Origin of the sequence: Paraburkholderia sp. SIMBA_054 (assembly GCF_046534875.1) — a bacterium.
Taxonomy (GTDB): Bacteria; Pseudomonadota; Gammaproteobacteria; order Burkholderiales; family Burkholderiaceae; genus Paraburkholderia; species Paraburkholderia hospita.
The window spans coordinates 71,105-94,895 of sequence record NZ_JAWRXV010000021.1; the positions used below are offsets into that span (position 1 = coordinate 71,105).

Here is a 23,791-nt window from a genome sequence, read left to right on the forward strand (position 1 = left end):
AACAGTCGTGTTGAATGATCGCCGCATAGTTCGCCAAAGTCAGGGACCCGCATTCACCGCATTTCAACGGTCGTCGCACTGTTTCATCGGCTCAAGCTGCGTTCTGGGTTCGCCGAGCCAGGCGATGAGTTCCTTGCTGCGCATCGCCTTTGCGAACAGCCAGCCCTGTCCGTACTGCACGCCCCTCTCTACCAGATAGTCGACCTGGGCATCATGCTCCACGCCCTCCGCCAGAATTTCCACACCTAGCTCGTGCGCCATCCTGATGATATGAGGCGCGACGATGCTCGATGCCGCATCCTGTGCAATGGTGTCGATAAACGACTTGTCTATTTTGAGGACGTCGATTTTGAAGGTTTGCAGATACGACAGGCTGGAATATCCGGTTCCGAAGTCGTCGATATACACCGGGTGGCCGGCATTTCTGAACGCCGCTATTGTTTGTCGCGTCGTGTCGGCGTCCATGAAGATGCGCTCCGTCAATTCGATTCTGATCTGCGCGGGACGGATATCTGTTCCTCTCAGTCGAGCGGTGAGAACATCCAGGAAGCGACTCGTTTGCAAATCTTCACTGCTCACGTTGATGGAAACGTAGAACGACGGGCGCGAACGCAGGAGTGTCGTTAGTTCGTCAATCGTTTTGTCCAGTACGAGATCCGTCAATGGCTGAATAAGGCCGTTTTGCTCGGCCACTGCAACGAAGATTTCGGGCGAGATGTTACGCCCGTTCAGCTTCCATCGGACCAGCGCTTCTACGCCGACGCATTCGCCGTCCGCGAGCCTGACGATGGGCTGAAAACACACGTCGATCCGCTTGCTAGCAATTGCCCATTCGAGTGTCGACGGGAAGGAGAGTTGTTGTGAGATCTTCCTGAACGAAAGCCAGCCGAACAGGCCACCCACGACAACGCCAATCGAGAGCCACATGCCAAGCAATCCCGTCCAGCTGCCGAGCAGGCTACGACGTGGGGATTTGACTACCACGGCGAGAGGCAGGGTTGCCGAACGGCCAATCGCATAGTGCCACTGGTCGCTGCTGACGTTTCCCGCCTGTTTCCAGGCATTGAGCATATCGGCCGAATCTGCTCCGGTCGACAACGCCAGAAGCGCGTTGATGTCGCTGCTGAACACGGCGATCGGCCTTCGGGCAGGATCGATCAGATCGACGTAAGACTGGCTGTCGATCGAAACGTAATTGCCGTTACGACCCACCTGAATATCCTGGCGCGCGTTGCTGAGCGGGTTTTTATGCCTGTACCAGATCAGAAAGCCATCGTTGCTGCGCCGGTCAGGCTCAGGCATCATCAGATGCCGTGCCCGTACGTCGCCTAAAAGCGGTGAACACAAATATTGGCCGCCGCCGTAAGCGCCCGCGTCCTGCACGTACCGGTAGTTGAAGATCACACGGGCAAGTTGCGCGATGTGGGCGGACGAGCAGGGCGCGCCGGGCGTCGCCTCCATGTCGGCGATGGCGGCCAGTGCCTGATAGGAAACGAGTTCCGCGCGCATGACGGCTTTCGCTGCGAATTCCCGCAGATCATCCTGTTCCCGACGCTCGGCGTCTTCTTCCGCGATATAGATGCTGGTCAGTACCGGCGCAAGGGAAGCAAGGCAGCCAAGCGCAATGGAAGCCGAAACGATCGACAGTCGCTTTCATCTGGCAAGTCCTGTTGTGGACAACCGCGGAGGAGAACGCGCATTACACCCTGCCGTCCGATCGCGGTCGAACGCGCGGCATCATGATGTCAGCGTAAATCATAGTATCTGACGCTATTTTTTCAATGCATCCATATCTGTGCCGTTTCGAAGAAACACGCTCGGTACGCTGAATTCATTGACTGTCGCACCCCGTGGTATTGGAGTGGCTCGCGCTATTTTCGATGCAACTGCATCGTGCATCCGCTACACGGATGGGTTTGCGAAAACCTCCGATCCCCGTCGGCAATCTGCGGGAGAAGACTATGCTTTACTTGCGGGTGAAGCCGTCTGAATGTCGATGTCAAGTCAGTCCAGGGGAACTACGATGACTCTGTGGGGCAAACGGCAATTTCACGCGGTCCTGGGAATTGTCATTCGAACCAGGTCCGGAAAAAGCGGATGTCTAACCGTAAAGTGCGCCCTGCTCATCAGCATCTGCGCGTGCTTGCTGCCGTTGGCGGGATGTCCATATTACGCGGTGCCAGCCGGAGCCGTCGTCACGACACCAGCCAGTTTCGATCGGTCCTTCGCCGCTGCGTCCGGCGCAATGCATGACGAGGGTCTGGTCATCACTGTCCAGGACCCGGCCAGCGGCAACGTTGTCGGCACGTTCGAGGGCAGCACAGTGACGGCGAGCGTACGCCAGCAAGCTGATGGCAGCGTGGTCGTGCAGTTCAACTCGGTAGACGCGCGCGACCCCACACTGCTCAATCGCATCTCGCGCAGCTACGATCGGCGTATGGGGCGTTGAGCGTCTTTCCTCTGCGCGACGGGCCATGGAAATCTATAAATCATTCCTGCAATTTGCGAACTTATTATTCAATGAGAATTTTTCAATAATACAGTTTAGAAACCCTAAATGAGTTCAATCCTGTAAGATTTGACGTGCGCAGCACGATTCGCCGAAAGGAATGTCGGGAATAACTCGCGCGACGGTACACTAACCTCACCATTTGATAAGAAGTTGCAATCTGGTTCGCATTCGCGTTGTGCGAGCCTTGTTAGATAAGTCACATCCGCTTGCGATAGCGCAAGATGTCGCCTATAACAGCCGACAGACCTTTACGTACTCGGTCCGAAGGCATATTTCTATTATCGAACGATTGTGCTTGCATCGCCTCTTTTCCCGCTATGCGTGCGCTTTCGTGCCATTTATTCACGTGCTGCCGCGTACTCTCAATACGCATGACGACAATCGCGTGAATCTGGATACCACAGACCGGAGAGAAGACTATGAAGATCGTCAGACTCATATTGACTGGTGCGATTGTCACGTTCGCCTCGATTGCTACGGCACAAAACGAGGCTGCGTCTTCCCCGGCAGCCGCACCTTCGGCGCAGGGTGGCAGCAACGATGCGATCGTGAAGATGCGTCAGCAGGAAGCTGCCGCGAATCGCGCTTATGAAAAGAGGGTGGCGGCCGCGAAGAAGATCTATGACCACAAAAAGGCGGAGGCCAAGAAAGAGCGTGATGCTGCTATCGCCGCCGCGCGATATGGGACAAACCAATAACCAGCAGGCTTACATTTTTATATTTTGAAGTCCTTCAATATAGTCGTTACATTGTCCGAAAATATCGCGATACAGATTTTCAATCTGTATCGCGCGACCAAGGCGATCGACCCGGTGTATTCGAAGGTAGGCCAGAAAACCGTGTGTGGTACCGTCATTCGCGAGGTGCGGAATCCCGGCGTGCTGCAACGGAAATAACAAGCTGCGAGGCGTAGCAACCCATATCAACGCAGCTTGCGTCGAATGGGGAAGCCGGCGCAAAAGGCCATCGCCGAGGCGCATCCAGACGACCTGGAATGCTGGGTCCCGTGTCGGGGTCGATGCGGCTCAAAGTGCAGGCCGCCATCGAGTTCGCGCGCAATACCGGCAAGGACGTCGTGATCGGCGCGTTGCCGGATATCGTCGCGATCACGGGGCAGGGCTGGTACGCGGATCGGTCTGCACGCGCTCGGGGTCGGTTTCTATCCGCCTGCCTGGCGCAGGGAGAGGCGCACGCATGCGGCAACGGTTGCTTCAATTGCTGCGCGAGCGAGTTGAGCGTGGCGTTGCCGGCGACACGCTACGGCGCGTCGGCACCGCCGGGATTTGACGAGGCAGGCGAAGGATCCGCAGTGTGCGGCACGCTCAATTGTCCTTCGGACGATGTGTCTTGCCCACCGTGTGGCGCCATGGTCCGAAGCAGGATGAAATCCCGTTCAGGATCAGGCATCGCGATGATCGCGTGCAAGGTCACTCTCGTCATCCAGCAAACATCCGATGCCGTTGCCTTCGACGGATTGGACGCGTAGAACGCATATCGCTCCATGTTCATCTCGTCGCCGTGCAGTTCCGCGATGAGCGTGCGGGAGAGTTGCTGATCGGCGGCCGCATACTGTTGTGGCGTTCCCGTTGCAACGGGCGCATTTGATGCCTCGATGACCAGCACCTTGAACAGCAGTGAGAAGTACAGGTCGACGTCGGAATCCGTCATCTCACGCAACGAGATGCGATTCATCACCGCGCGCATGTCGGACAGACCGAAGCAGTTGACGGGAACCAGCTCGTCGAGGAATCGGGTCAGCAATGTCACATACTTGAGCCGGTCCGAAGGCGTGAGATGGGTCAGCCCGTTCGACATGTATTGTTCACGCGCGACCGGATCGAGAAAAATCTGATCGACCCGCCGTGTGTCGCCGTTGGTGCCCGTTGCGATGTCGGGGTCGTGCCGGATCTTCTCGACCCACGCGCGAATGATGTGAGCCTTGTTAGAGTTCGGGTCGATGCCCGCCCTCAGGAGGAGGCTTTCCAGATCGACCTGCTGTGTATCCGTCGGAGCAGCGGAGAAGGTGGGATCGTCGGTCAGCGAGTCAAACCCGGGATCGCGGCGTATCGCGGCGCCAGCCAACGTTGTGGCCGCCAGCGCGACGATCAGCAAGGCGATACAAGAGCCGGAATGTCTCATGTTGCCTCCCCGCATTGAGCCGCTTTACGCGTGTGTTAGCCCTGAAAGTCGGGATGAAAGAAGACGCGGGCTGTTTTGCCGTGAGTGTCCGTTTTTGTCACGGGCTTACGCGGCAGACCAATCTTATAGCCTGAGTCTTTACTTCAAGGCTGCACCTTCGCCCAGCCGGGTCCAGGATCGAACGAGGAAGTCGCCTTCGCCTTCGCCGCGCTATCGGGGCCGAGATCGCGTTCATAGACCTGGCCCGCATGGCTGACCATGAAGCTCTTGATGCCCGTGTCCCCGTAGCGCACAGGCCACGCGAGCACGGCGAAGCCACCGAACAGCTTGCCGTGCGCGACATAGTCGTAGGCACCACCCGGCGCATGCGGACCTTGCGACGTCAGCAGCTTGTAGTGGTAGCCGTGGTATCCGGCGTCCCCGGCATTGCGAGTGGTCGCCTGCACGAAAGCCGGGCCGAGCGGGCTAGGAGGCGCGTCGGGTTCTGTCGGCCAATACAGGCCGTCGTGCTTTCCCGGTGAACTCGACAGTTTCGACGCATACCTGAGCAGGCCGACGCCATCGTGATCGGTGAGGGCATATTCGCGCTGCGCGTCGTAGACCGCGAGCATCGTCTGAATGACAGCGAGTTCGTTTCGGCCGATGCGACGCAGGCGCATTTCCTCAACGCCCGCCTGCATATCGAAGTGCCACCCTTTCGCGCTCTTGATGAGCGGAATGGGAAAAGTCCATCCGTCGTTGCCGACGGTAATACGGGCATGCTTGTCGCCCATCTGCTCGACCTGATGCGCCTTGGCCCATTCGTCGAGGAAGCGGCTGCGGATGTCGGCGCCGACGGGAGGAATCAGGTTGCGAAAGTCGCGTCCGAAGATGGACTGCAGTGTCGCCTCGTTGTTGTTGTTCGTGACGGCTTCGCCGAATGCATTCATCGCGGCATCGGGCGTCCTGAAGTCCTTCTCGGCGTGCGCCGCAGGCAATGCGCCAAAACACAGTACGCATCCCACGGCAAAGATGCGCACGATGCCCGTAAGCCGTCCCGAACCAAATCTTGAGGTGGATGTCATGCTCGTGTCTCCCTAGCGTCTTCCGCCGCCGCGCCCGCCGCCCCCACGCATGCCGCCGCCGCTTGGTCGGCTGAAGCCTGAGCCCTGCATGCTGGAGCGTCCCCGGTCATGGCTGCGTTGCGTGGCGCCGCCGGCGCCTACGCCCTGAAATGCGTTGTCGCGCCCGCCACTGACGCCGCCACCGCCGCCTGCTCGATCGCCGGTACGCGAAAAGTCGCTGGTGCCCGCGCGGTTCGACCCGCCGCCGACATTACCGCCAGCGGATCTGTCAGCGACACCCGCGCCACCCGCCCGATCGCCACCCCGATCGCCCATATTCGACCTGTCCGCGACGGATGCGCGATTGCCTGCGTTCCCCCGGTCGGCTGTATTGGCGCGTCCATCCGCGCCCGCGTCACGCCCGCGGAAATCATTGCGTCCCTCGGCGCCGCCGACGTTGCGCGAATACTTGTCGCGGGTTGCATTGTCGCGGTACGCCACGCCTTGGCGATGGCTGCCGTCGTGCTGCCAGCGTCCACCCTCCACCTTGGTGCGGTCGAAGTTGCGATCGATGTTCGCGGCTTTGTTGACGTTGATGTTGACGTCGCCGCCACCCCAGTTGCAGTTGCTGAAGATCGCACCCGCGGCAGCGAGCCCGATTCCCCACGCGAATCCCGTCATCAGCGCCGCGCCCGGATAGTAGGCTGGATAGGGCGGCCAGTAGGTCGGCGGATAGGCGGGATAACTCCAGGCCCCATAGACCACCGTCGGGTTGTATGCGGGCACATAGATCACTTGCGGATTCGCAGGCTCGATCTTCACAATGGTTTGCCCACCCGCAGGTGCAGGCTCGACGACCACGTTCTGCTGTTCGTTCGACTTGAGATTACCCGAGTCTTTCGCGCGGGCGCGCAGTCGCTGCACAGCGGCGAACACCTCCTTTTGCTGCGAAAGGAAAGCGTCGCCGAGCTTCTGGGTCCAATCGAGTTTGTCATTCATCGGCTCGAGAATTTGTGGGAACGCAACGAGCGATTTCACGCTGACATCCCAGGGCTGGTTTTCGACGGCCTTCACGGCAGCGTCACCCTTGACGTTGGGATTGGCCTTGACCCAGCGTGCCGCGTGCACGATCTCCAGCGGATAGGTCGACGCCATCAAAACCTGCGACAGCACGGAATCGGGATACAGCGCGATCGGCGCGACCAGCGCCTCGATTTCTTCCGGCTTGAATGATTCGGCTGGCGCAGGCTGCGCGACCTGGGCTTCCTGGGCGCGCGCAGAGCCCACGCCGAGCGTCAGCACGACAAGCAGCCAAAGACATGTGGCTTTGGCCCGTCGTAGGTTCCACGAGGACATGGCCGCTCCTTCAGACTGGATGACAGGAACCTCGATGAATCGGTCCTGTTGCGACTGACGGCAGATTGCAGAATGGCTTGCGGGATATTACGGCGTCTTCTCAATATGATGTTAGAACATCTATCGGCGCTTGCGATGCAAATAGCCAGTGCTTTCGGCGCAGGGTAAGTCGGGTGGCGATGATTGATGACGGCTGCTAGAGTGCTTTTACATCTATGCATTGTGACCGGCTCATTCTTCATCGCATTCAATCAGGAGCGGAGTGCAACGGCTCGCCTCTCGTGAACCCAGGTAGCTGCACGTTTTTAGCCTTGTACCGCAATCCGCCTTTCCCAGATCGATGAGTGGCATTAGAAGGCGCGCTGCGTGTGAGTCGTCGTTTGCGGAGGGCGAATATCAACGGCTGGCTTCAATGATGATCTTCGACGGCAGCCGTTCAGCATAGCCGACGCCGGTCCGGGAGTTGACCATGGTACGTCTCGCACAATGCGGCGCGGCAGTCCTGGCGGTCTGCCTCGTGCTCGTAGCGGTTTCAACCAGTGCGTGCGCGGCCGACGGTGACACGCTCGCGCAGGTTCGAGCACGCGGTGTGGTGAGATGCGGTGTCAGCGAGGGCGTCCAGGGGTTTTCCATCAAAGACCGATCCGGGCTCTGGAGCGGAATCGATGTGGACTTCTGTCGCGCGGTGGCCGCCGCAGCGTTGGGCGATCCGTCCAAAGTGGCTTATGTGCCGCTCAGAGCTTCTGCGCGCTTCCCGGCACTCATGGAAGGCATGATCGATCTTCTCGCCCGCAACACCACGTGGACGCTGCGCCGCGAAGCGGCGCTCAAGGTGCAGTTTGCGGGTGTTCTCTTTTATGACACGCAGGGATTTCTCGTGCGCCGCCCGGGCGGCATCCAGACGGCTGCCGAGCTGAAGGGTGCAACAGTGTGCGTGGAAAAAGAGACCTCCACACTGGTGCATTTGCGCGATTACTCCGCCGACAACCGGCTGGAGATCATGCCGTTGGAGATCGACTCCGCCATCGAAGCGCGGCGGGCCTTTTTCGCAGGGCGTTGCAGCGCCTATGCTGCCGATTCGGCACAACTCGCCGCAGTGCGCATCGAGGCGCCCGATGGGCCGCAATCCGTGCAGATCCTGCCGGAGCGGATTGCCAAAGAACCGCTCAGCCCGGCCGTTCGCGGTGGCGATCAAAGCTGGTTGACGCTCGTACGCTGGGTGCTCTTCGCGCTTGTGGCGGCCGAAGAGTTGGGTGTCACGCGCGATAACCTGCAATCACGGCTGAGCGAAGCGGCAATCAGGCGCGCCCTTGCCGATGGCGACGAAAGCGATCGCAGTCTGGGCGTCGAAAGAGGGTGGCGGGTTCGCGCCGTACAAAGTGTCGGCAACTACGGGGAAATGTTCGATCGGAATCTCGGACCTCATACATCGCTGAAACTGGACCGCGGCCTGAACCGGCTGTGGACGCAAGGCGGCTTGATGTACGCGCCGCCTTTCCGTTAACAGATCTGGACGGTGACATGAACCAGGTGCAGATCTATATCACGGTTGCCGTATTCGCGGCCGTCATTCTACTGATCGCCTTCAACGTGATCGACATGGCTGTCGCGGCACTGACGGGCGCATGCATCCTGATCGCGCTCGGCATACTGGAAGAGCGGGACCTCGTGGAAGCGGCCCGCACGGCTGCCGGGCCGCTTGGCTTGCTGTTCGGCGGCATGGTCGTGGCACGCGTCCTCGCAACCACAGGCCTGTTCGACATCATCGGAGACGCCTATCTCCGCGCGACAGGCGGAAGCGGAACACGCTTTCTGCTGATGCTGATTGCGCTCGTCGCGCCAATATGCGCTGTATTGCCCAACGCCACGACGGTCATTCTTCTTGCGCCAATTATTGTTCGCGTGTGCATCGCGCTCGACGCTGACTACGTCAGGCCTATGGTGCTGACAGCGATCATCAGCAACTCGGCTGGATTGCTCACGATAGTGGGCGATCCAGCAACCTTCCTCGTAGGCAGCGCGATCGGAATGACCTTTGGAGAGTACCTGCGCCATGTGTCGCTCGGAGGGCTGATCGCGGTGCTTGTCATCGTGCCGCTTCTGCCCGTTCTGATGCGGGATCTGTGGGACCTGAAGCGCGCCTTGCCGCCGCGCGGCCCGGCGAAACGGATTGAACGGCCGGTGTATGCGACGCTCGCTGGCTCCGTACTCCTTTTCATGATCGTGTTATTCGTATTCGGTGAAAACTTGCCGACGCGTATCGTGCCTCCTGCCGTCGCGCTGATCGCAAGCGCCCTGGCGTTACTGGTGGGCTTTGCCGCCAAAGTCGAACCCACCGATAACGTGTTGCGCGACGTGGACTGGAAAACCCTGGTATTTCTTGCGAGCATTTTCTGTCTGGTACAAGCGATGGCGAAGACAGGACTGCTCCAGATCCTGGCACTCAAGCTCTATCAGGTATTTGGCGGGCAGTTGACGCTCGTTGCTCTGACGCTGCTCGCTGGAATTGGGCTGCTGTCGAGCCTGCTTGCCAATGTACCCGTCGCCGCCGCGTCGATCGTGATGGTCAAGGGTTATCTCGTGATGGCCGAGGTCGTGCCTGAAACCGCGCTTTCGGCGGGCTTTTCCCAATGGCCCCCCGTTTCCGTGCCGGTATTTATCGGCATGATGTTCGGCGCAACCCTCGGTGGCAATGCGACGCTCGTCGGCGCAGCGGCCAACATCGTTGCGGCGGGCATTTGCGCGCGTCAAGGAAGGCCCATCACGTTTGGCACATTCCTTCGGTACGGGTTGCCCATTACGCTGGCGCAGCTTGCCGTGTCCGCTTTGTACGTGCTCGCTTTGACCCGCTTCTTACGTTGAGTCGCTGCCGGAAGGGTCCGTCACGCTACGAACTAGCGCCGGCCGCCGCCGCGTGCGCCGCCTCCGCCGCCTCCGCCGCCGCCACGGGCTGCGCCGCTCCCACGGTTGAAGTTCGAAGACTGTGCGCTCGCTTGTCCGCGATTGAAGTCCCGCTGCGTCGTCGCCGCGCCCCCGCCGACACCCTGGAATGCCGAGTCGCGGCCGCCGCCCGCGTACCCGCCCGCGCCTCCGTGACCGGCTTGTGCGTTTGACGAGCCCACGCGGGTGGGCGTTTGCGCGCGATTGCCCGCGGTCGCACTTCGATTGGACGTCTGTGCGCGATTGCCGGCTGCGGCATTGCGGTTGGGCGACTCTGCGCGATTGTTGACGCCAGCAGTCCGGTTGGACGTCTGTGCCCGGTTGCCGGCTGTCGCACCTCGAGCCGATTTGTCGGACCGATTGTTGGCACCCGCGCTTCGGCCAGCGCGGTCGGCGGTACTCACGTTGTTCTGACGACCTGTTCGATTCCCGGCTTTCGCCCGATTGGCGACCCCCGCGCGCTCTGTGGCGCCGCCGGTGCGGCCGCGATAGTCGCGTCGCCCGTCGGCGCCCTGTGTACCGTTTGCGTACTTGTTGCGAGTCGCATTGTCACGATACGCGACGCCCTGACGATGCCCCGCATCGTGTTTCCATTTGCCACCCTCCACCTTGGTACGGTCGAAATTGCGGTCGATGTTGGTGGCCTTGTTCACGTTGATGTTGACGTCGCCGCCGCCCCAGTTGCAATTGCTGAAGATTGCGCCCGCTGCGGCGATGCCAAGTCCCCACGCGAACCCGGTCGCAAGCGCGGCGCCGGGGTAATAGGCGGGAGGCGGCGGCCAGTAGGTGGGCGGGTAGGCGGGTGCGCTCCAGCCGCCGTAGACGACGGTCGGGTTGTAGGCAGGCACGTAAACGACCTGGGGATTGGACGGCTCGATGCGCACGATGGTTTGCTGCGCGGGAGCGGGCTGGCCACCCGCACTCGGCGCTGGTGCTTCGACAATGACCTTCTGTTGTTCGTTAGACGCCAGATGCCCGGCCTTTTGCGCACGCATCCTCAATCGCTGCACAGCGTCAAGCACGTCCTTTTCATTTGCGAGGAACGCATCGCCAAGGCTTTGGGTCCAGTCGAGCTTGTCATTCATCGGTTCCAGCACCTGCGGAAAAGCCACCAGAGACTTCACGCTGACGTCCCACGGCTGGTCTTGCACTGCTTGCACGGCAGCTTCGCCCTTCAGGTCCTTGTGCGTTTTCACCCAGCGGGCAGCGCGCACGATCTCGAGCGGATACGTCGATGCCATCAGGACTTGCGATAGCAGCGAGTCGGGATAGAGCGCAATCGGTGCGACTAGCGCCTCGATTTCTTCCGGCGGAAATTGCCGGGCCTGAGGCTCGGGCGTCGAGGCCGGGAGTGGGACTGACGCTGGGGCCGCGACAGAGGCTGCGGCTGGCGCGGAAGCCGGCACAGAAGCGGGCGCCGAAGCTGGCTGGGTCTGAGCCTGCTGATCCTGTTGTTTCGATGGGCAGCCCGCCAACAGGACGACGAGGCTGGTGCTCAACAGTCGTGCAATCCTTATGGACATGGCCACCCCTGTTTCTTCGTCAGGCAGCGAAACGTTCCAGGGCGTCGACCGCACAAGGCCGCATGAGCAGGCGGATGAATTCGCTGATTGATAGATTGACGCGACGCTGCACTACGATTCGATGACTTATCACTCACTAGATTAGTACTCGACGCACGATCGGTACAGTTAGATGCAGTGTGATCGAATACTGCAAGTCAGAAAAATGACGGTTCGCACAAAGTACACCATCGGGAAGTTGGCGCGAGAGCGGCATTCAATTAGAGTCATCGAGAGGAGAAAAGCAATGCGGCGCGTCGACGCGACGAGCATAGTGTGCGCTGCCTTCGATCCCACATGAGTTCACGCAACCATCTTTACTGAAACAATCCGGCCAATGGATTCGCTTTTCGCATTGATCGTGATGCCTGTTTCGGGTAGTGAATGCCATGTTCATTTCGTTCGTCCGTGGGAATCCGGAATCTGGCAGCGATGTCCATCGCGCGCACAGGGTTACCACCATGCGGACGGGAATTCGCAGTGGCTCTGCGAAGCGTTTGACAAGACAAAGGCGTCCTCGTCGTAACGGGTTGTTCCGGGCAACGTGGGTTGCAGCGATTTTTTCGGCTATCGTCTTCACGTCGGTTGATGCGCGCGCGGGTGATGAAACCCTCAGTTTCACGGACCCGGATGACGGGCAATTCGACGTAAGCGACTTCCTGCTCAAACACAAAGGCGCGTTACCCGTACCCATCCTGATCACCGAGCCCGCTGTCGGCTACGGCCTTGGACTCGGACTATTGTTCTTTTCCGATCCGGCCTCTGACGCCGGGGCGGGTCCTCCCCGCGATAGCAAGGAGCGCGTGCCGCCGAACGTCACGGCACTGGGCGGCCTGTACACCCAGAACGGTACATGGGCCGCCGCCGCGGGCCACTTCCACACCTGGGACGATGACAGATACCGATATCTTGGTGCGATTGCCAAAGTAGACGCACATCTGGACTACTTTGGCCTTTCCAGTCAGCCGAGATCCTATACGCTCCAGGGTGTTGCATTGATCCAGCAAATGCTGATGCGTATCGGCAACAGCCGCTGGTATGCGGGTTTGCGCTATATCTTTTTCGATTCGTCGTCCACGTTCGGTTCTGGCGAAGCACCGGGAGAACTGGGCAGCGTGCAAAAAGATCAGCGCATCAGCGCCGGCAGTATCGTGGTAATGCCGTTCAGTTAATGTCCTTGTTGAGGTATCGAACGGTGTAACGTTTAGGGCGGGATTTGACGACCCGGTCGCATGCGCGGCCGGGTCGTTTGTCATTGGGAAGAGACTTGAGCCGTTCGCGCAGACGCTGAAGGCATGAGGGCAATTTTGCATAGGCCGGCGTGAGGGCAGCCCACATCATCTCGTGCTGGATCGTATGGAGGGCTCGCACGAAGCTGATATCGGTCGGCGCGAGTTTCGCTTCCCATGCGGCGCAGGCGATCTCGCGGCGAATCAGGTTGTAGGCGATCAACGCGCCCCATATCTCCTGATACACCCCTTCGACGGTGCGGCTGCGCAAGGTCAACTCCGAACCCAGCATCGATTGCTTGAGTTCCCCGTAACTGGTTTCGATCTGCCAGCGGCGCTGGTAGCAGGCAACGATATCGGCAGGTTTGAAGCGTCGGCGATCCCCCAGCGAAGTCAGCAGCACGCGTTCGCGTCCGCGCGCGTCGATGGTCCGGATCGCCCGCGCATTCCAGAATTCGGGCAAAGTCGGACACTTCTTGCGTGCCTGCTGCGAGACGCGCATACGCACCGTCGCATCGTCAGCGGTACCGGAGATCACTTCCCAGCAGGTATTCGCTTTGGCTGGAATCAGGAAGTGGCGATTGCGCGCGTTCATCGTCAGGCCACACAGGATTTCTGCAGCCAGAAAGCCCTTGTCGAACACCGTCAGCGAGTCTTCCGGGATCTGCGGCAGCAGGCTTTTGGCGTACACCATTTCGTTGGTGTCGTAGCGACCGAAATTGATATCGGCGACCAGATGTGTCGGAATCGCGGTGAGCGTCACTGCGCGCACCTGCGGATAACTGGCCACCTTGCCACTGGCATAACCCTGCGCGCCAAAGTGCTCACGGTTGGCCGGGCTGTCGGGCGTGCGCAGCGTGGTGCCGTCCATCGCCCACAGACTCAACCCCTTGAACGCATGGTGAGCCGCGTCCTGAGTCGTCCACGCCCGTGCTGTCTGCTCAAACAGCCACGCCATCGGTGCCTCGCCGATGCGTTGGCGTGCCTGCGCCGCCGCGCTCTTGCTGACAAACGGCGCGGCCTCGTTGGGCAAGGCCAGATCGAGACCGTCGAGCACCTCGCTGATCGACCAGTGACGGTACATTGCCAGTGCGATCACCAGCCAGACCACCTGCTCAGCAGGCAAGCGCCGGCGCCGGATACTCGCTGCGCCCGTGGCCTGCACCGCGCGCTCGATCCACTCGTAGGGCAGATGCTCAGCCAGCCGGCTCAGGTCGGCCGGCTGTCGCGCTTCGAGCAGGAAGGTCAGGTGACTGGAGAGCATCGCGCCGAAAAGTTAACAGCTCGGCGCCGCGTTTACAACACCTTCCCGCATCAAAAGCAAAAATGCCGTTCAGTGCTTAACTGAACGGCATTAGGCAGTATCGTGGTGGACTATGATTCCCGAGACAATATTTTCTACCCGGGCGAAGGCAGTTTCCTCGAGATCGAGGCGCAGGCTGCCAGGACGGCTTTCGGCGGCACGCAAAACTACGATATCTACGCTGCGCGCGGCTACACATGGCAACCGTTGACGCATACGCTGATACTTGGCCTGCGCGTGGACAGCCGATTTTCCAGCGGTGACATTCCGTTTTACGCACAACCGTATGTCGATCTGCGTGGCGTTCAGAAGGGCCGGTACCAGGACAGAAATGCCGTGACGGCCGAAATTGAACTGAGATGGGATCTCGTTCCCCGGTGGTCATTGCTCGGCTTTACAGGCGTGGGGAAGGCATATGGACGATGGCACAGCTTTTCTGAATCGCAGAATGTACAGAGCGTCGGCGCGGGCGTGCGCTATCTGATCGCACGCAAGCTCGGCCTCGCGGTAGGCATCGACGTAGCACATAGCAAGGATCAGAACGCGTTCTACATACAGGTCGGCAGCGCGTGGCGGTGACTGAATCGATGTGCCTGCCCATCACAGGATGAGACGGATGAAGACGATGCGTGGCGAGATTCTCGGTGCGGTCGCTTTATGCGCTGCGATTCGGAGTGTAGAAGCCAGCCCCATTGACTTGTCGAACGCTTTGCCGAATTTTATCGGAGGCGGTATCGGGTCGACGACGGAGTATGCGGGTGGCAAGGACCGGATAGTCGGTGTCGTGCCGGGCATGCGCTATGTGACCAGTGGTGGTCACTTGCTGGAATGGTATGGAACCTACGCACAATATAACTTCGGCGACCTGGCGGGCTTCCAGTGGGGCCCTGCCTTGGCGTTGCGACTGGGCCGGCGAAACGTCGACGACCCCGTGGTCTCGCAGGTTCACAGCGTGGACACGACGCTGGAAGGCGGCGGCTTCGTCGGATACGAATACAGTCACGTTGGCGATATCCCGTATCGCCTGCGTGGAGAGGTCACGGTAGTCACGAATGCAGATGCGGTCTATTCAGGCGCGCGCATCTCGCTGAACACCAGCGCGTGGTTCCCGATCCATCACCGGATGTTCGTCGGAGGCGGACTGGGGGCAACCTGGGTGAGTGCAGGCTTCAACGAAACCTATTACGGCATCACGGCAGAGGACGCCGCCAGAAGCGGACTGCCCATGTATACGCCGGGTGGAGGACTGAATCAGGTGACCGGCTGGCTTGCCGCGATCTATCAGATCAATCCGAGCTGGTATGCAGGCGCGATGATTTACTACCAGCGCATCAGCGGGGACGCAGCCGGTAGCCCGATCGTCACGCAGCGGGGTACGCGGAACCAGCTCACCTATGGAGTCGGCATTGCTTACGCCTTTCGCTAATGTTTTGCCCGCATCGGTTGGCAGCATCCGTTGGCCGGATCCCATGTCGACAGATTGACGAAGCGGATTTGAACAACCACGATATAAAGAATGAGCCGCGGCTTCAGCAACCCGGCATGTTTCCAGAGCCGCGCACGGCCGCCGGGCGATAGCCTGGCCGTGCCGCGTCAACGGGCGGAGACTGGTCGCCACTAAAGGAAAGCAACCTGACGCGTCAATTGACAGGGGGGCTTGATGCGGTTTCGCACCATTGAGTCAGCTTGCAGTCTCGAAGACGATCGCCAAGGCACACTGGAGACGGCCATCTTCCGCCGGCCGCGGCCGCGTTGCACGTTATTCCCGGCGATGTGCGCGGGCCTGATCGTCGCCTTGCTGTCGCTTCCGGCACACGCCCAGCAAACATCGGGTCAACAACTGTCGAACCGCACCGTTATCGGCGGCAATGTGAAACAGCACGCCGATGCGGTGCTCGCTGTGATGAGCTACACGACGGTCCCCGATGTCACGACCAGTTCGCTTTCGATCAACAATGGCACTTCCGGAAATCCTGGCTTCGGTCAGTCGCAACTGGGGGGCGGGTTTACGATCAGCAAGTCCTTCCCGTTGTATGTAGAGGGCACGCTCGCCTATAGCCGCTACGACCCGACGTTCGTCGCCACGGACGGTGCCCAGCAGCGTGCATTGCCAACCCGATGGAACACTTTCAGCAGCACAGTCGGTATCGGCTGGGATTTCCGGATCACCGATGAACTCGTATTCCGTCCGATTCTCAATGGTACGATTGGACGCGTATCGAGCGATCTGAAACTCGGGCAGTCGGTCGTCAACCATGTGACAGACAGCAACCTCCAGTTCCTGGAGAATGGATCGCTGGATGCATATGGCTATGGCGGCTCGCTCGTGCTCGACTACGAACACTACCGCGCAAACTATGAGATCGACGCTGAATTGCGCGCGACCGATATCTACCTGCGCAGCTTCGGTAGCTCGTCGGAGGCCGTTCAGGGTTCGGCCATGGCGCAGCAAGTGAGCCTGTGGACGCGCTGGCGTGCGCCGACAGGCTGGCACGCACTCGACCGGCCCATCCGCTATGTGCTGGAACTGGCCTACTCGCATTACTTCGGCGACAGCGCCGGGGTGCTCGGTTTCAACGATCTCACGTCGTTGGGCGTTGGACTCGAACTCGACAGCAGCAAATATCCGATCGTCATCACCCGCACACGAGCCCTCGTGAGATATGTTTTTGGGCACAACGTGCATGGCGTGTCGTTCGGATTTGCCGTGAGCTTTTAAGTGCATCGGCGCAACCCTCATCTGAGCTTTCAGTGGCGTGCAAACCACGTCACCGGCATCAAGGAATCGGGCGAGGCTGTCAGCGACCGACGCACGGAATGAGACTAAAGTCCAATAACGCCCTTGGGATAGAGCGCCTAGATTGAATAAGTCTCCAGGCCACCATACCCTCAAAAGGAGGACCGTCCGGAAGCGTTCTCGATGAACCCATTCACGCGGCGTCAGTTCATTCGTGTTCAGCACTTCGCCAGCGAACGCACGCGCGTATCGGTTCGCGTAGGCGCGTCAAGCGCTGGCGCGGGGAGGGGTGTGCCATCCTTCCGCACGTGGCCAGCGGTAGCCTGCTTCCTGATCGCGCTTGGCGCTTGCATCATTCCGGCCGATGCCGCGCCTCTGCCCGCCGCGCTGCAAAGTATCGTCAACACCGCGACGGGAGCCGCATCGCCAGTCCCGGCATCGCAACCCGCATCTGCATCTTCCCCTGCCAGCGAGGCTGAGCTTGCGCGCTCGCTGGACACCTTGATCGATACGCTCGACAACGACACACAACGCAATGCGCTCGTTACCCAGCTAAAAGGGCTACGAGACGCCAGCCAGCATGGTGCGCCCGCAGCGCCTGCATCTGCTAAAGGCGATCTGCTCGGCGCGATCGCGTCCGGCCTCGCATCCGTCGAGACGAATCTGAACGAAGGTCGCACACCGCTGCGTTTCTGGGCGACCCGTTTCAGCGGGGCAGCCAGCGAACTACGAACGATTCTCGCAGGTTCACGTGGGGAATCATTCGGCAAACTTCTGATCGGCATGGCTGTGACGCTTGCGGGATGGGGCGGTTGCGCAGGCTTGCTGATCTATTTGCAGCGACGCATCGGTGCGCGTTATGGCTGGCATGTCGCACTCGCGCCGAATCCGACGTCGCTCGACATGCTGGGCTTCGGTTTGCGGCAGACCGGACCCTGGATCGTCGCGTTCGTGGCAGTGCTGCTGTTCGTGCAGGCAATGCCCGATGCGCTCGGCCGAACCCTTGGGCTTGTGATTGCCTATGCGATCGTCGTGGGATCGATCTTCTCGGCGATCTGCATGATCGTGTTCTCCGTGTTCGGTACGGCACATCGGCGCGTCGCCGTCCAGCAGTTGCTTGCGCGGGGTCTTTGGCCGCTCTTTGCAATCGGAGCATGTGGCGCGCTTGGCGACGCAACGGCCAATCCGGAGGTGATACGCCTGCTCGGCGTGAATTTAGCCGGGCTCGTGTCGAGCTTCGCCAATATGGTGGCGGCCATTTTGATCGGTTACTTTGCGCTCGCTTACCGGCGGCCCGTCACGCACCTGATAAGCAACCGCGCCTATTCGCGCAGGCGCGATCACAAGTTCGCCACGGAAGCGCTCGATATTCTCGCGTCACTGTGGCATATCCCGATCCTGCTGATCGCGATCGCATCCGTCGTCGCGATCATTGACGGGCGCGGTGAGGAGGGGAACGTCCTGCAACCGTCTCTTCTCAGCGCACTGTTTCTTGTTCTCACGCTGTTCGTGTCTGCGTTGCTGCTGCATCTGACGCGTCGTAAGGACTCGCGCGTGCAGCGCCGGGCGCCGCACCTGATGCGACTGTTGCGCTTCGCCACCATGTTGTTCCTTCTCGCGATATGGCTCGCGTATATCCGCTTTGAACTGGTGCTGTGGAGTGGTCCGATCGCCCGGTTGATCAGACACAATGCAATGACGCCTGGCTTCAGACATGCGCTAGTCGCCGTTATCGCAACGGTTTTTGGCGCCTGGTTCATGTGGATTCTCATCGATACCGTCATCCTCGAAACATTGGGCCCGAGCAATTCACGCAACAAGACACTCGATCCGGGCGTGCGAGCACGCACGATGTTGCCGTTGGTGCGCAACGCGATTTTCGTGACGGTTGTGAGCCTGGCAGCCATCATCGGCGCCGCGAGTCTTGGGATCAATCTGACACCTCTGCTGGCAGGCGCGGGAGTGATCGGTCTTGCAGTGGGCTTCGGTGCGAAGTCCCTGGTCACGGATCTGATTACGGGACTGTTCATCATTGTCGAGGAGACAATCTCGGTAGGTGACTGGATCGAGGTCGACGGTGGCCACGCCGGCACCGTAATGGATCTGACTATCCGCACGGTGCGGCTGCGCGACGGACAAGGCGCGGTTCACACGATCCCGTTCTCGCAGATCAAGATCGTCAAGAATCTTTCGCGCGACTTCGCCAACGCTGTATTCGAAGTAAGACTGCCATTCTCAGCCGACATAGAAGAAGTCACTCGGATGATCGTGCAAGTCGGGGCCGACCTGACCGAAGATTCTCGCTTTCGCGACGAGATTCTCGCTCCCATCGAAGTGTGGGGGCTCGACCGGTTTGATGCCAACTGGATCGTGGTAAAAGGGCAGATCAAGACGCGGCCGCTACAGCAATGGAGCGTGGCGCGTGCTTTCAATGCACGGCTGAAGCTCGTGATGGACAGGGCCGGTATCGAGATCCCGGTGCCGCAGATGCAGCTGCACGCATCACCGAGGGAGCGCAACCTGTGATCACGCCCGACGACAGCGTTGCATAGCGGAACGTGCGCGAACCGCAGCCGGCATCGAAAGCGGCGGCGTAGGCGTGTATATATACCGCCGCCGCTTTCTGCGAAACGCGCCTACGACGGAATGATCCGTTTCCGCTTCAACCTGTCGAACAATGCAAAGAACGCATCCGGTGTGCTCTGGTAATCGAGGAACCCGGCTTTACGGCTTTTGCTCATGTCCGTCAAAACTTCCATCGGACGTCCGAGGTCGGCGTCCGTATGCCACCACGACACGAGCCTGTCGATGGCTGCTTCCTTCAATTGATAGCGGCTCGCGATTTCCGCCCATTGCCTGCTCGCCTCCTGCATGCGATGTTCGAGCGGACGAGTCTCACCATCGAAAGGTGCAGGCTCGATGCCGAAGTATTGCGCCAACTGCGACCACATCCATTTCCACCGGAACACGTCGCCATTGACGACGTTGAAGTCTTCGTTGCGCGCGCCAGGCGACGTGGATGCCCACTCGAGATGCCGCGCGAGCAGGCGCGCGTCGGTCATATCCGTGAGACTGTTCCATTGCGCGGGCGAACCGGGAAACACGAACGGCTGCCCCGTTTCCTTGCACAACGTCGCGTACACGGCGAGCGTGACGCCCATATTCATCGCGTTGCCGAGCGCGAAGCCGATAATCGTATGCGGCCTATGCACGCTCCAGCCGAAGCCATATTGACGCGCTGCTTCGAACAGCCGGTCTTCCTGCTCGTAGTAGAAATTGTCGACGGGCTGCCGGCCCTGTTCCTCGCGAAACGGCGTGAGCGGGACACTGCCCTGCGCATACGCTTCGAAAGGCCCGAGGTAATGCTTGAGCCCGGTGACCAGCGCGGCATGCTCGAGCTTGCCGGAAGGGCCGAGCGCGTCCAGCACGTGACGGACCATTGCGCCGTTCACCTTGATGTTCTCGCGCTCGGTTGCCTGTCGCGACCACGCGGTAAAGAAGACGTCGGTGAACTGCCGCCCTTGCAGCGCGTCGGCAACGGATCTCGCGGAAGTCAGATCGGCTGTGACGGATTCGATGCCGTCGGGCGCCTTCGTGCGGCCGCGCGAGAGCCCCGTCACGTTCCAGCCTCCGCATGCGAGTAGATGTTGCGCGAGATTGCCGCCGACGATGCCCGTCGCCCCAATGATGAGTGCCCGTTTGTCCATGTAGAGTAAAAGAATCGAAAAGTAGCTGTGGTTGCAGGAAGAATCTGCGGATGCACGCTTCGTTAAAGGAAGCGCCTACACGCTTTCGAACGTCCGCCTGTCAGGCCGTATGCCATCGAAAGCACATGCCAGCAAGCGATGTACCGCTTCATAAGAGAGCGGCCGAGGGTTGTAATAGGGCGCCTGCATTGCGGCCGTGGCCGCCGCGTGAATATCGGATGACCGAAGGCCCAGCGCTTCGAGAGACGCTGGCGCATGAAGCGAGCGGCCAAGGTCGTGCAGCGCGGCCGCGGGTTCTTGCGTGTCCAGCGCCTTGCACAGACGTTCGTGCGCCGCTGGCGCGGCAGGCAGATTGAACGCCATCGAGTAAGGCAGCATCACCGCATGGGTTTCTGCGTGCGGCAGATTGAACATACCGCCGAGCGTGTGGCACAGCTTGTGATGCAATGCCATGCCGACGCTGCCCAGCACAGTCCCGCACAGCCATGCGCCGTACTGGGCGGCTTCGCGCGCCGCGATATCGTCCGGCTTTTCGACGATGCGCGGCAACGCGCGCGCGAGGCTGCGGATGCCTTCTTCCGCAAACAGCGACATCACGGGATTGGCGTCCTGCGCATAGAGGCCTTCGGCGGCATGCGCGATCGCGTTGAGGCCACTCGTCGCCGACAGCGCCGCCGGCAAGGTCAGTGTGAGGCACGCGTCGTAGATCACGGTGCGCGGCAGCACGCGATAGCTCTTGCCCGTCTTTTTCTCGCTGGCCGACGTCATGCCGTAGATAGGCGTGACTTCGGAGCCGGCATACGTGGTCGGAATGGCGAGGATCGGCAACGAGGTTTCGAGCGCGATGGCTTTCGCGAGTCCGAGTGTCGACCCGCCGCCCGCTGCGACCAGTCCATCCGCGCCCGCCGCGAGCGCCGCCGCGACCCCCTCCTGCGCGGTTTCGACAGGCACGTGCATGACGGCCCGATCGAACACGTCCGCGCAGTGCTCGCCCGCGAGCTTGCGCACGCGGTCGGCGAGAAAGCGCTGCTCCGGCGTGCAGAGTACGAGCGCGCGCCGGATGCACAGTTCGTCCAGTTCGTCGGCGAGGCGCTCGATCGCTCCCGAGCCGAACACGATGCGGCCGGGCCGGCCAGTGTAGGTGAAGGCAATCATGAGGGTCGGCTCAGAACGAAGTCGAATACGAGCGTGCTGAATGGCGTCGCCGCCACCGTGCCGTCGGGCGCCGTGCCGCTCTCGTGGCGAATCCACGGCGCGATCAGCGACGAGCGCACACCGAACACGGCATCCGAGTCCAGGTAGCGATCGCCTTCGCGGAAGACATGCGTGACGAGCCGTTCGTAGCCGGGCGCCGTAATCATGAAATGCAGATGCGCAGGCCGCCACGGATGACGTCCCAGCGCTTCGAGCATGCGACCCACGGGACCATCGTGCGGAATGGGATACGGCTCGGCCACGATCGAGCGAAAGTGATAGCGACCATCGGGAAGGCTGTGCAGCACGCCTCTTGCGCGATGCGTGTCGGCGTTGCTGGTCTGGACGTCGTAGAAACCTTCGGCGTCTGCCTGCCAGACTTCGATACGCGCGCCGCTCACCGGCTCGCCGTCCGGGCCGCGCACCACGCCCGACACGAAGCACGGTTCGCCGCGCGCGCCATTGGCGACGTCGTCGCCGTTACGATACTCGGGCGCGTTGTCGACGAAGAAGGGACCGAAGACCGTCGCTTCCGTACATCCGCTGGGCTTGCGATGCGCCATTGCCGTCACGAGCATCGAAAGGCCCAGCGTATCCGACAGCAGAATGAATTCCTGGCGGCGGTCGTCGGTGATATGGCCGACGTCGGTGAGAAAGCGGATACCGGCTGCCCATTCGCGCTCGGTCAGGCCGACTTCGCGCGCAAACGCGTGCAGATGCCGCACGAGACTCGTGACGATCGTCTTGAGCCGCTCATCGGGTGCGCGTTCGTGGCGTGCAAGCACGGCATCCGTGATGGTGTTCTCGTCGAGGTTTCGCATGAATCGATTCCGTTGGTCTGACTAGCGGTTGTCGACGCGCTTGAGGAACGGTCGGATATCGACGGTGCGCCAGATTCCCGCCTTGTTGAACGGGTCGTTGCTGTTGAAGCGCATCACATCGCCGATCTCATCCGCTTCGTAAAGAAAGAAACTGCCGATCATCGTTTCCTGATCGCCTGCCAGCAGCGGGCCCGACATGACCATCTTGACGGGCGAGGTGGCCAGATAAGCCTTGTGTTCTTCGTAATGGGCAAGACGGCGTTCGACCATGTTGTCGTGGTCGAGGCAATAGACGGTGTAGTGCATCGCGACTCCTGAATGAGGTGAGAAAAGAATTCAGCGGGAAAGGCCGGCTTGCGCTTCGACGGCGCGCACGATGGAGAAGAAGTCCAGGTCCGCGCCATCGCCCTGAGCGTAACGCGCGAACTGCTCGCGCACGAGCGTCGCGGCTGTCATCGGTACGCCGGCTTCGACGCCCGCATCGACCACGAGCGACATGTCCTTGAGCATTTGCCGCGACGAGAAGGCAGGGGAGAAGTCCCGCTTCTTCAGCGGATCGAGTTTGTATTTGACAAGGGGCGACGCGGCGACGCTGTCGCCGATAACATCCAGCATCTCGGCCCAGTCGAGGCCGCCCTTCGTGCCGAGCGTCAACGCTTCGGCAAGCAGCACGGCCGTCGAGCCGACGAGGTGATTGATGGCGAGCTTCAGATAGCGTGCCTGCTGATCCTCGCCAACATAGTACTGGCGCGTCGACATGGCCTGGAAGACGGGCAATGCGCGGCCGTACGCGTCTTTCGGGCCTGATGCGAACACGGTCAACTGGGCCTTGTCGGCAAGGACCGTGCTGCCCGAAACGGGTGCGCAGATGTAGCCGGTTCCGCGCTTGCGCGCCGCGTCGCGAACCTCGCCCGACGCCGTGGGCGATACCGTGCTCATGTCGATATAGACGGCACCGTTGTTCGCATTTTCGATCACGCCATGTGTGCCGAGCGCGACCTTACGCAGTACGGCGTCGTCCGGGATGATCGAGAAGACGAGAGGCGCCGAACGCGCGACGCTGTTGACATCTTCAGCGCGGCGCGCGCCGAGTTGAACGGCCTCGTCGACGCGTTCTGCGGCGACGTCATACACGGTTACGTCGAATCCTGCGGCGAGCAGATTGCGCACGATGGGTGTGCCCATCTTGCCGAGCCCGATCCAGCCTATCTGTTGTGCGTGGTGTTTCTCTTGCGTGTGCGGCATGTC

The 23,791-nt window shown here is 60.7% G+C and carries 19 protein-coding genes and 1 pseudogene; 9 read left to right on the forward strand and 11 right to left on the reverse strand.

The features are described from left to right. Positions 1-63 precede the first annotated feature (63 nt). Positions 64-1,647 carry an EAL domain-containing protein gene (locus tag SB822_RS25015; RefSeq protein ID WP_410855895.1) on the reverse strand — a complete coding sequence of 528 codons (1,584 nt, stop codon included), beginning with the start codon at positions 1,645-1,647 and terminating at the stop codon, positions 64-66. A 598-nt stretch (positions 1,648-2,245) separates the two neighbouring features. Here SB822_RS25015 and SB822_RS25020 point away from each other — a divergent pair. Both SB822_RS25020 and SB822_RS25025 read left to right on the forward strand, forming a co-directional pair. Continuing rightward, positions 2,246-2,449: a hypothetical protein gene (locus SB822_RS25020; RefSeq protein ID WP_009770690.1), complete on the forward strand. Its 204-nt coding sequence runs from the start codon at positions 2,246-2,248 to the stop codon at positions 2,447-2,449. A 482-nt stretch (positions 2,450-2,931) separates the two neighbouring features. Beyond that, positions 2,932-3,210 (forward strand): hypothetical protein, encoded by a 279-nt coding sequence (locus SB822_RS25025; RefSeq protein WP_410855854.1) that lies wholly within the window; start codon positions 2,932-2,934, stop codon positions 3,208-3,210. Between the two features lie 559 nt (positions 3,211-3,769). Here the strand turns inward: SB822_RS25025 and SB822_RS25030 are convergent. The 3 genes from SB822_RS25030 to SB822_RS25040 all read right to left on the reverse strand — a co-directional run bounded on the left by SB822_RS25030 (position 3,770) and on the right by SB822_RS25040 (position 7,050). Continuing rightward, complete coding sequence (locus SB822_RS25030) at positions 3,770-4,651, reverse strand: hypothetical protein (protein WP_086917858.1); 882 nt, start codon at positions 4,649-4,651, stop codon at positions 3,770-3,772. Between the two features lie 143 nt (positions 4,652-4,794). After that, the gene (locus SB822_RS25035) at positions 4,795-5,715 is read right to left on the reverse strand and encodes a DUF2950 domain-containing protein (RefSeq protein WP_410855855.1); all 921 of its coding nucleotides are present in this window, start codon (positions 5,713-5,715) and stop codon (positions 4,795-4,797) included. 12 nt (positions 5,716-5,727) lie between these two features. Next, on the reverse strand, positions 5,728-7,050 hold the full coding sequence (locus SB822_RS25040) for a DUF3300 domain-containing protein (RefSeq protein ID WP_410855856.1): 1,323 nt from the start codon (positions 7,048-7,050) through the stop codon (positions 5,728-5,730). A gap of 469 nt (positions 7,051-7,519) precedes the next feature. On the opposite strand from SB822_RS25040, the gene SB822_RS25045 reads away from it, so the two are divergent. Beyond that, positions 7,520-8,554 (forward strand): amino acid ABC transporter substrate-binding protein, encoded by a 1,035-nt coding sequence (locus tag SB822_RS25045; RefSeq protein WP_410855857.1) that lies wholly within the window; start codon positions 7,520-7,522, stop codon positions 8,552-8,554. Between the two features lie 17 nt (positions 8,555-8,571). After that, positions 8,572-9,912: an SLC13 family permease gene (locus SB822_RS25050; protein ID WP_410855858.1), complete on the forward strand. Its 1,341-nt coding sequence runs from the start codon at positions 8,572-8,574 to the stop codon at positions 9,910-9,912. A gap of 32 nt (positions 9,913-9,944) precedes the next feature. Here SB822_RS25050 and SB822_RS25055 read toward each other — a convergent pair whose 3' ends face one another. Beyond that, positions 9,945-11,513 (reverse strand): DUF3300 domain-containing protein, encoded by a 1,569-nt coding sequence (locus SB822_RS25055; protein WP_410855859.1) that lies wholly within the window; start codon positions 11,511-11,513, stop codon positions 9,945-9,947. A 428-nt stretch (positions 11,514-11,941) separates the two neighbouring features. Here SB822_RS25055 and SB822_RS25060 point away from each other — a divergent pair, with 428 nt between their 5' ends. Then, positions 11,942-12,724, forward strand: coding sequence for a hypothetical protein (locus SB822_RS25060; RefSeq protein WP_410855860.1), 783 nt, complete (start codon positions 11,942-11,944; stop codon positions 12,722-12,724). On the opposite strand, the gene SB822_RS25065 is transcribed toward SB822_RS25060, so the two are convergent. Beyond that, positions 12,717-14,045 (reverse strand): IS4 family transposase, encoded by a 1,329-nt coding sequence (locus tag SB822_RS25065; RefSeq protein WP_410855861.1) that lies wholly within the window; start codon positions 14,043-14,045, stop codon positions 12,717-12,719. The two genes, SB822_RS25060 and SB822_RS25065, sit on opposite strands and share 8 nt — an antisense overlap. Positions 14,046-14,138: 93 nt before the next feature. Here SB822_RS25065 and SB822_RS25070 point away from each other — a divergent pair. From SB822_RS25070 to SB822_RS25085, 4 genes and pseudogenes are all read left to right on the forward strand, one after another. Continuing rightward, positions 14,139-14,663, forward strand: a pseudogene (locus tag SB822_RS25070) (BamA/TamA family outer membrane protein); the annotation flags it as partial. 37 nt (positions 14,664-14,700) lie between these two features. Next, a complete protein-coding gene (locus tag SB822_RS25075; RefSeq protein ID WP_410855862.1) occupies positions 14,701-15,510 on the forward strand; it encodes a MipA/OmpV family protein in 810 nt (269 codons plus the stop codon). 345 nt (positions 15,511-15,855) lie between these two features. Then, positions 15,856-16,803 (forward strand): hypothetical protein, encoded by a 948-nt coding sequence (locus SB822_RS25080; RefSeq protein WP_009770698.1) that lies wholly within the window; start codon positions 15,856-15,858, stop codon positions 16,801-16,803. 201 nt (positions 16,804-17,004) lie between these two features. Then, a complete protein-coding gene (locus SB822_RS25085) occupies positions 17,005-19,347 on the forward strand; it encodes a mechanosensitive ion channel domain-containing protein (RefSeq protein ID WP_410855863.1) in 2,343 nt (780 codons plus the stop codon). A 110-nt stretch (positions 19,348-19,457) separates the two neighbouring features. On the opposite strand, the gene SB822_RS25090 is transcribed toward SB822_RS25085, so the two are convergent. From SB822_RS25090 to SB822_RS25110, 5 genes are all read right to left on the reverse strand, one after another. Further along, entirely contained in the window at positions 19,458-20,528 is a 1,071-nt protein-coding gene (locus SB822_RS25090) for an SDR family oxidoreductase (RefSeq protein WP_410855864.1), read from the reverse strand. Positions 20,529-20,603: 75 nt separating this feature from the next. Then, positions 20,604-21,683, reverse strand: a complete 1,080-nt coding sequence (locus tag SB822_RS25095; RefSeq protein ID WP_410855865.1) for a maleylacetate reductase — start codon at positions 21,681-21,683, stop codon at positions 20,604-20,606. Continuing rightward, positions 21,680-22,543, reverse strand: a complete 864-nt coding sequence (locus tag SB822_RS25100) for an intradiol ring-cleavage dioxygenase (protein ID WP_410855866.1) — start codon at positions 22,541-22,543, stop codon at positions 21,680-21,682. The genes SB822_RS25095 and SB822_RS25100 overlap by 4 nt, the downstream gene beginning before the upstream one ends. A 21-nt stretch (positions 22,544-22,564) precedes the next feature. Next, positions 22,565-22,849 carry a YciI family protein gene (locus SB822_RS25105; RefSeq protein WP_007730169.1) on the reverse strand — a complete coding sequence of 95 codons (285 nt, stop codon included), beginning with the start codon at positions 22,847-22,849 and terminating at the stop codon, positions 22,565-22,567. Between the two features lie 30 nt (positions 22,850-22,879). Next, on the reverse strand, positions 22,880-23,788 hold the full coding sequence (locus SB822_RS25110; RefSeq protein ID WP_410855867.1) for an NAD(P)-dependent oxidoreductase: 909 nt from the start codon (positions 23,786-23,788) through the stop codon (positions 22,880-22,882). Positions 23,789-23,791 lie beyond the last annotated feature (3 nt).

Bases quoted from the DNA above. Each gene is read 5' to 3' on its own strand.
- SB822_RS25110 (WP_410855867.1), bottom strand. From the start codon at position 23,788: ATGCCGCACACGCAAGAGAAACACCACGCACAACAGATAGGCTGGATC.
- SB822_RS25035 (WP_410855855.1), bottom strand. From the start codon at position 5,715: ATGACATCCACCTCAAGATTTGGTTCGGGACGGCTTACGGGCATCGTG.
- SB822_RS25105 (WP_007730169.1), bottom strand. From the start codon at position 22,849: ATGCACTACACCGTCTATTGCCTCGACCACGACAACATGGTCGAACGC.
- SB822_RS25100 (WP_410855866.1), bottom strand. From the start codon at position 22,543: ATGCGAAACCTCGACGAGAACACCATCACGGATGCCGTGCTTGCACGC.
- SB822_RS25080 (WP_009770698.1), top strand. From the start codon at position 15,856: ATGTGCGCGGGCCTGATCGTCGCCTTGCTGTCGCTTCCGGCACACGCC.
- SB822_RS25030 (WP_086917858.1), bottom strand. From the start codon at position 4,651: ATGAGACATTCCGGCTCTTGTATCGCCTTGCTGATCGTCGCGCTGGCG.
- SB822_RS25090 (WP_410855864.1), bottom strand. From the start codon at position 20,528: ATGGACAAACGGGCACTCATCATTGGGGCGACGGGCATCGTCGGCGGC.
- SB822_RS25075 (WP_410855862.1), top strand. From the start codon at position 14,701: ATGAAGACGATGCGTGGCGAGATTCTCGGTGCGGTCGCTTTATGCGCT.
- SB822_RS25055 (WP_410855859.1), bottom strand. From the start codon at position 11,513: ATGTCCATAAGGATTGCACGACTGTTGAGCACCAGCCTCGTCGTCCTG.
- SB822_RS25085 (WP_410855863.1), top strand. From the start codon at position 17,005: ATGAACCCATTCACGCGGCGTCAGTTCATTCGTGTTCAGCACTTCGCC.
- SB822_RS25060 (WP_410855860.1), top strand. From the start codon at position 11,942: ATGTTCATTTCGTTCGTCCGTGGGAATCCGGAATCTGGCAGCGATGTC.
- SB822_RS25040 (WP_410855856.1), bottom strand. From the start codon at position 7,050: ATGTCCTCGTGGAACCTACGACGGGCCAAAGCCACATGTCTTTGGCTG.
- SB822_RS25065 (WP_410855861.1), bottom strand. From the start codon at position 14,045: ATGCTCTCCAGTCACCTGACCTTCCTGCTCGAAGCGCGACAGCCGGCC.
- SB822_RS25095 (WP_410855865.1), bottom strand. From the start codon at position 21,683: ATGATTGCCTTCACCTACACTGGCCGGCCCGGCCGCATCGTGTTCGGC.
- SB822_RS25020 (WP_009770690.1), top strand. From the start codon at position 2,246: ATGCATGACGAGGGTCTGGTCATCACTGTCCAGGACCCGGCCAGCGGC.
- SB822_RS25045 (WP_410855857.1), top strand. From the start codon at position 7,520: ATGGTACGTCTCGCACAATGCGGCGCGGCAGTCCTGGCGGTCTGCCTC.
- SB822_RS25050 (WP_410855858.1), top strand. From the start codon at position 8,572: ATGAACCAGGTGCAGATCTATATCACGGTTGCCGTATTCGCGGCCGTC.
- SB822_RS25025 (WP_410855854.1), top strand. From the start codon at position 2,932: ATGAAGATCGTCAGACTCATATTGACTGGTGCGATTGTCACGTTCGCC.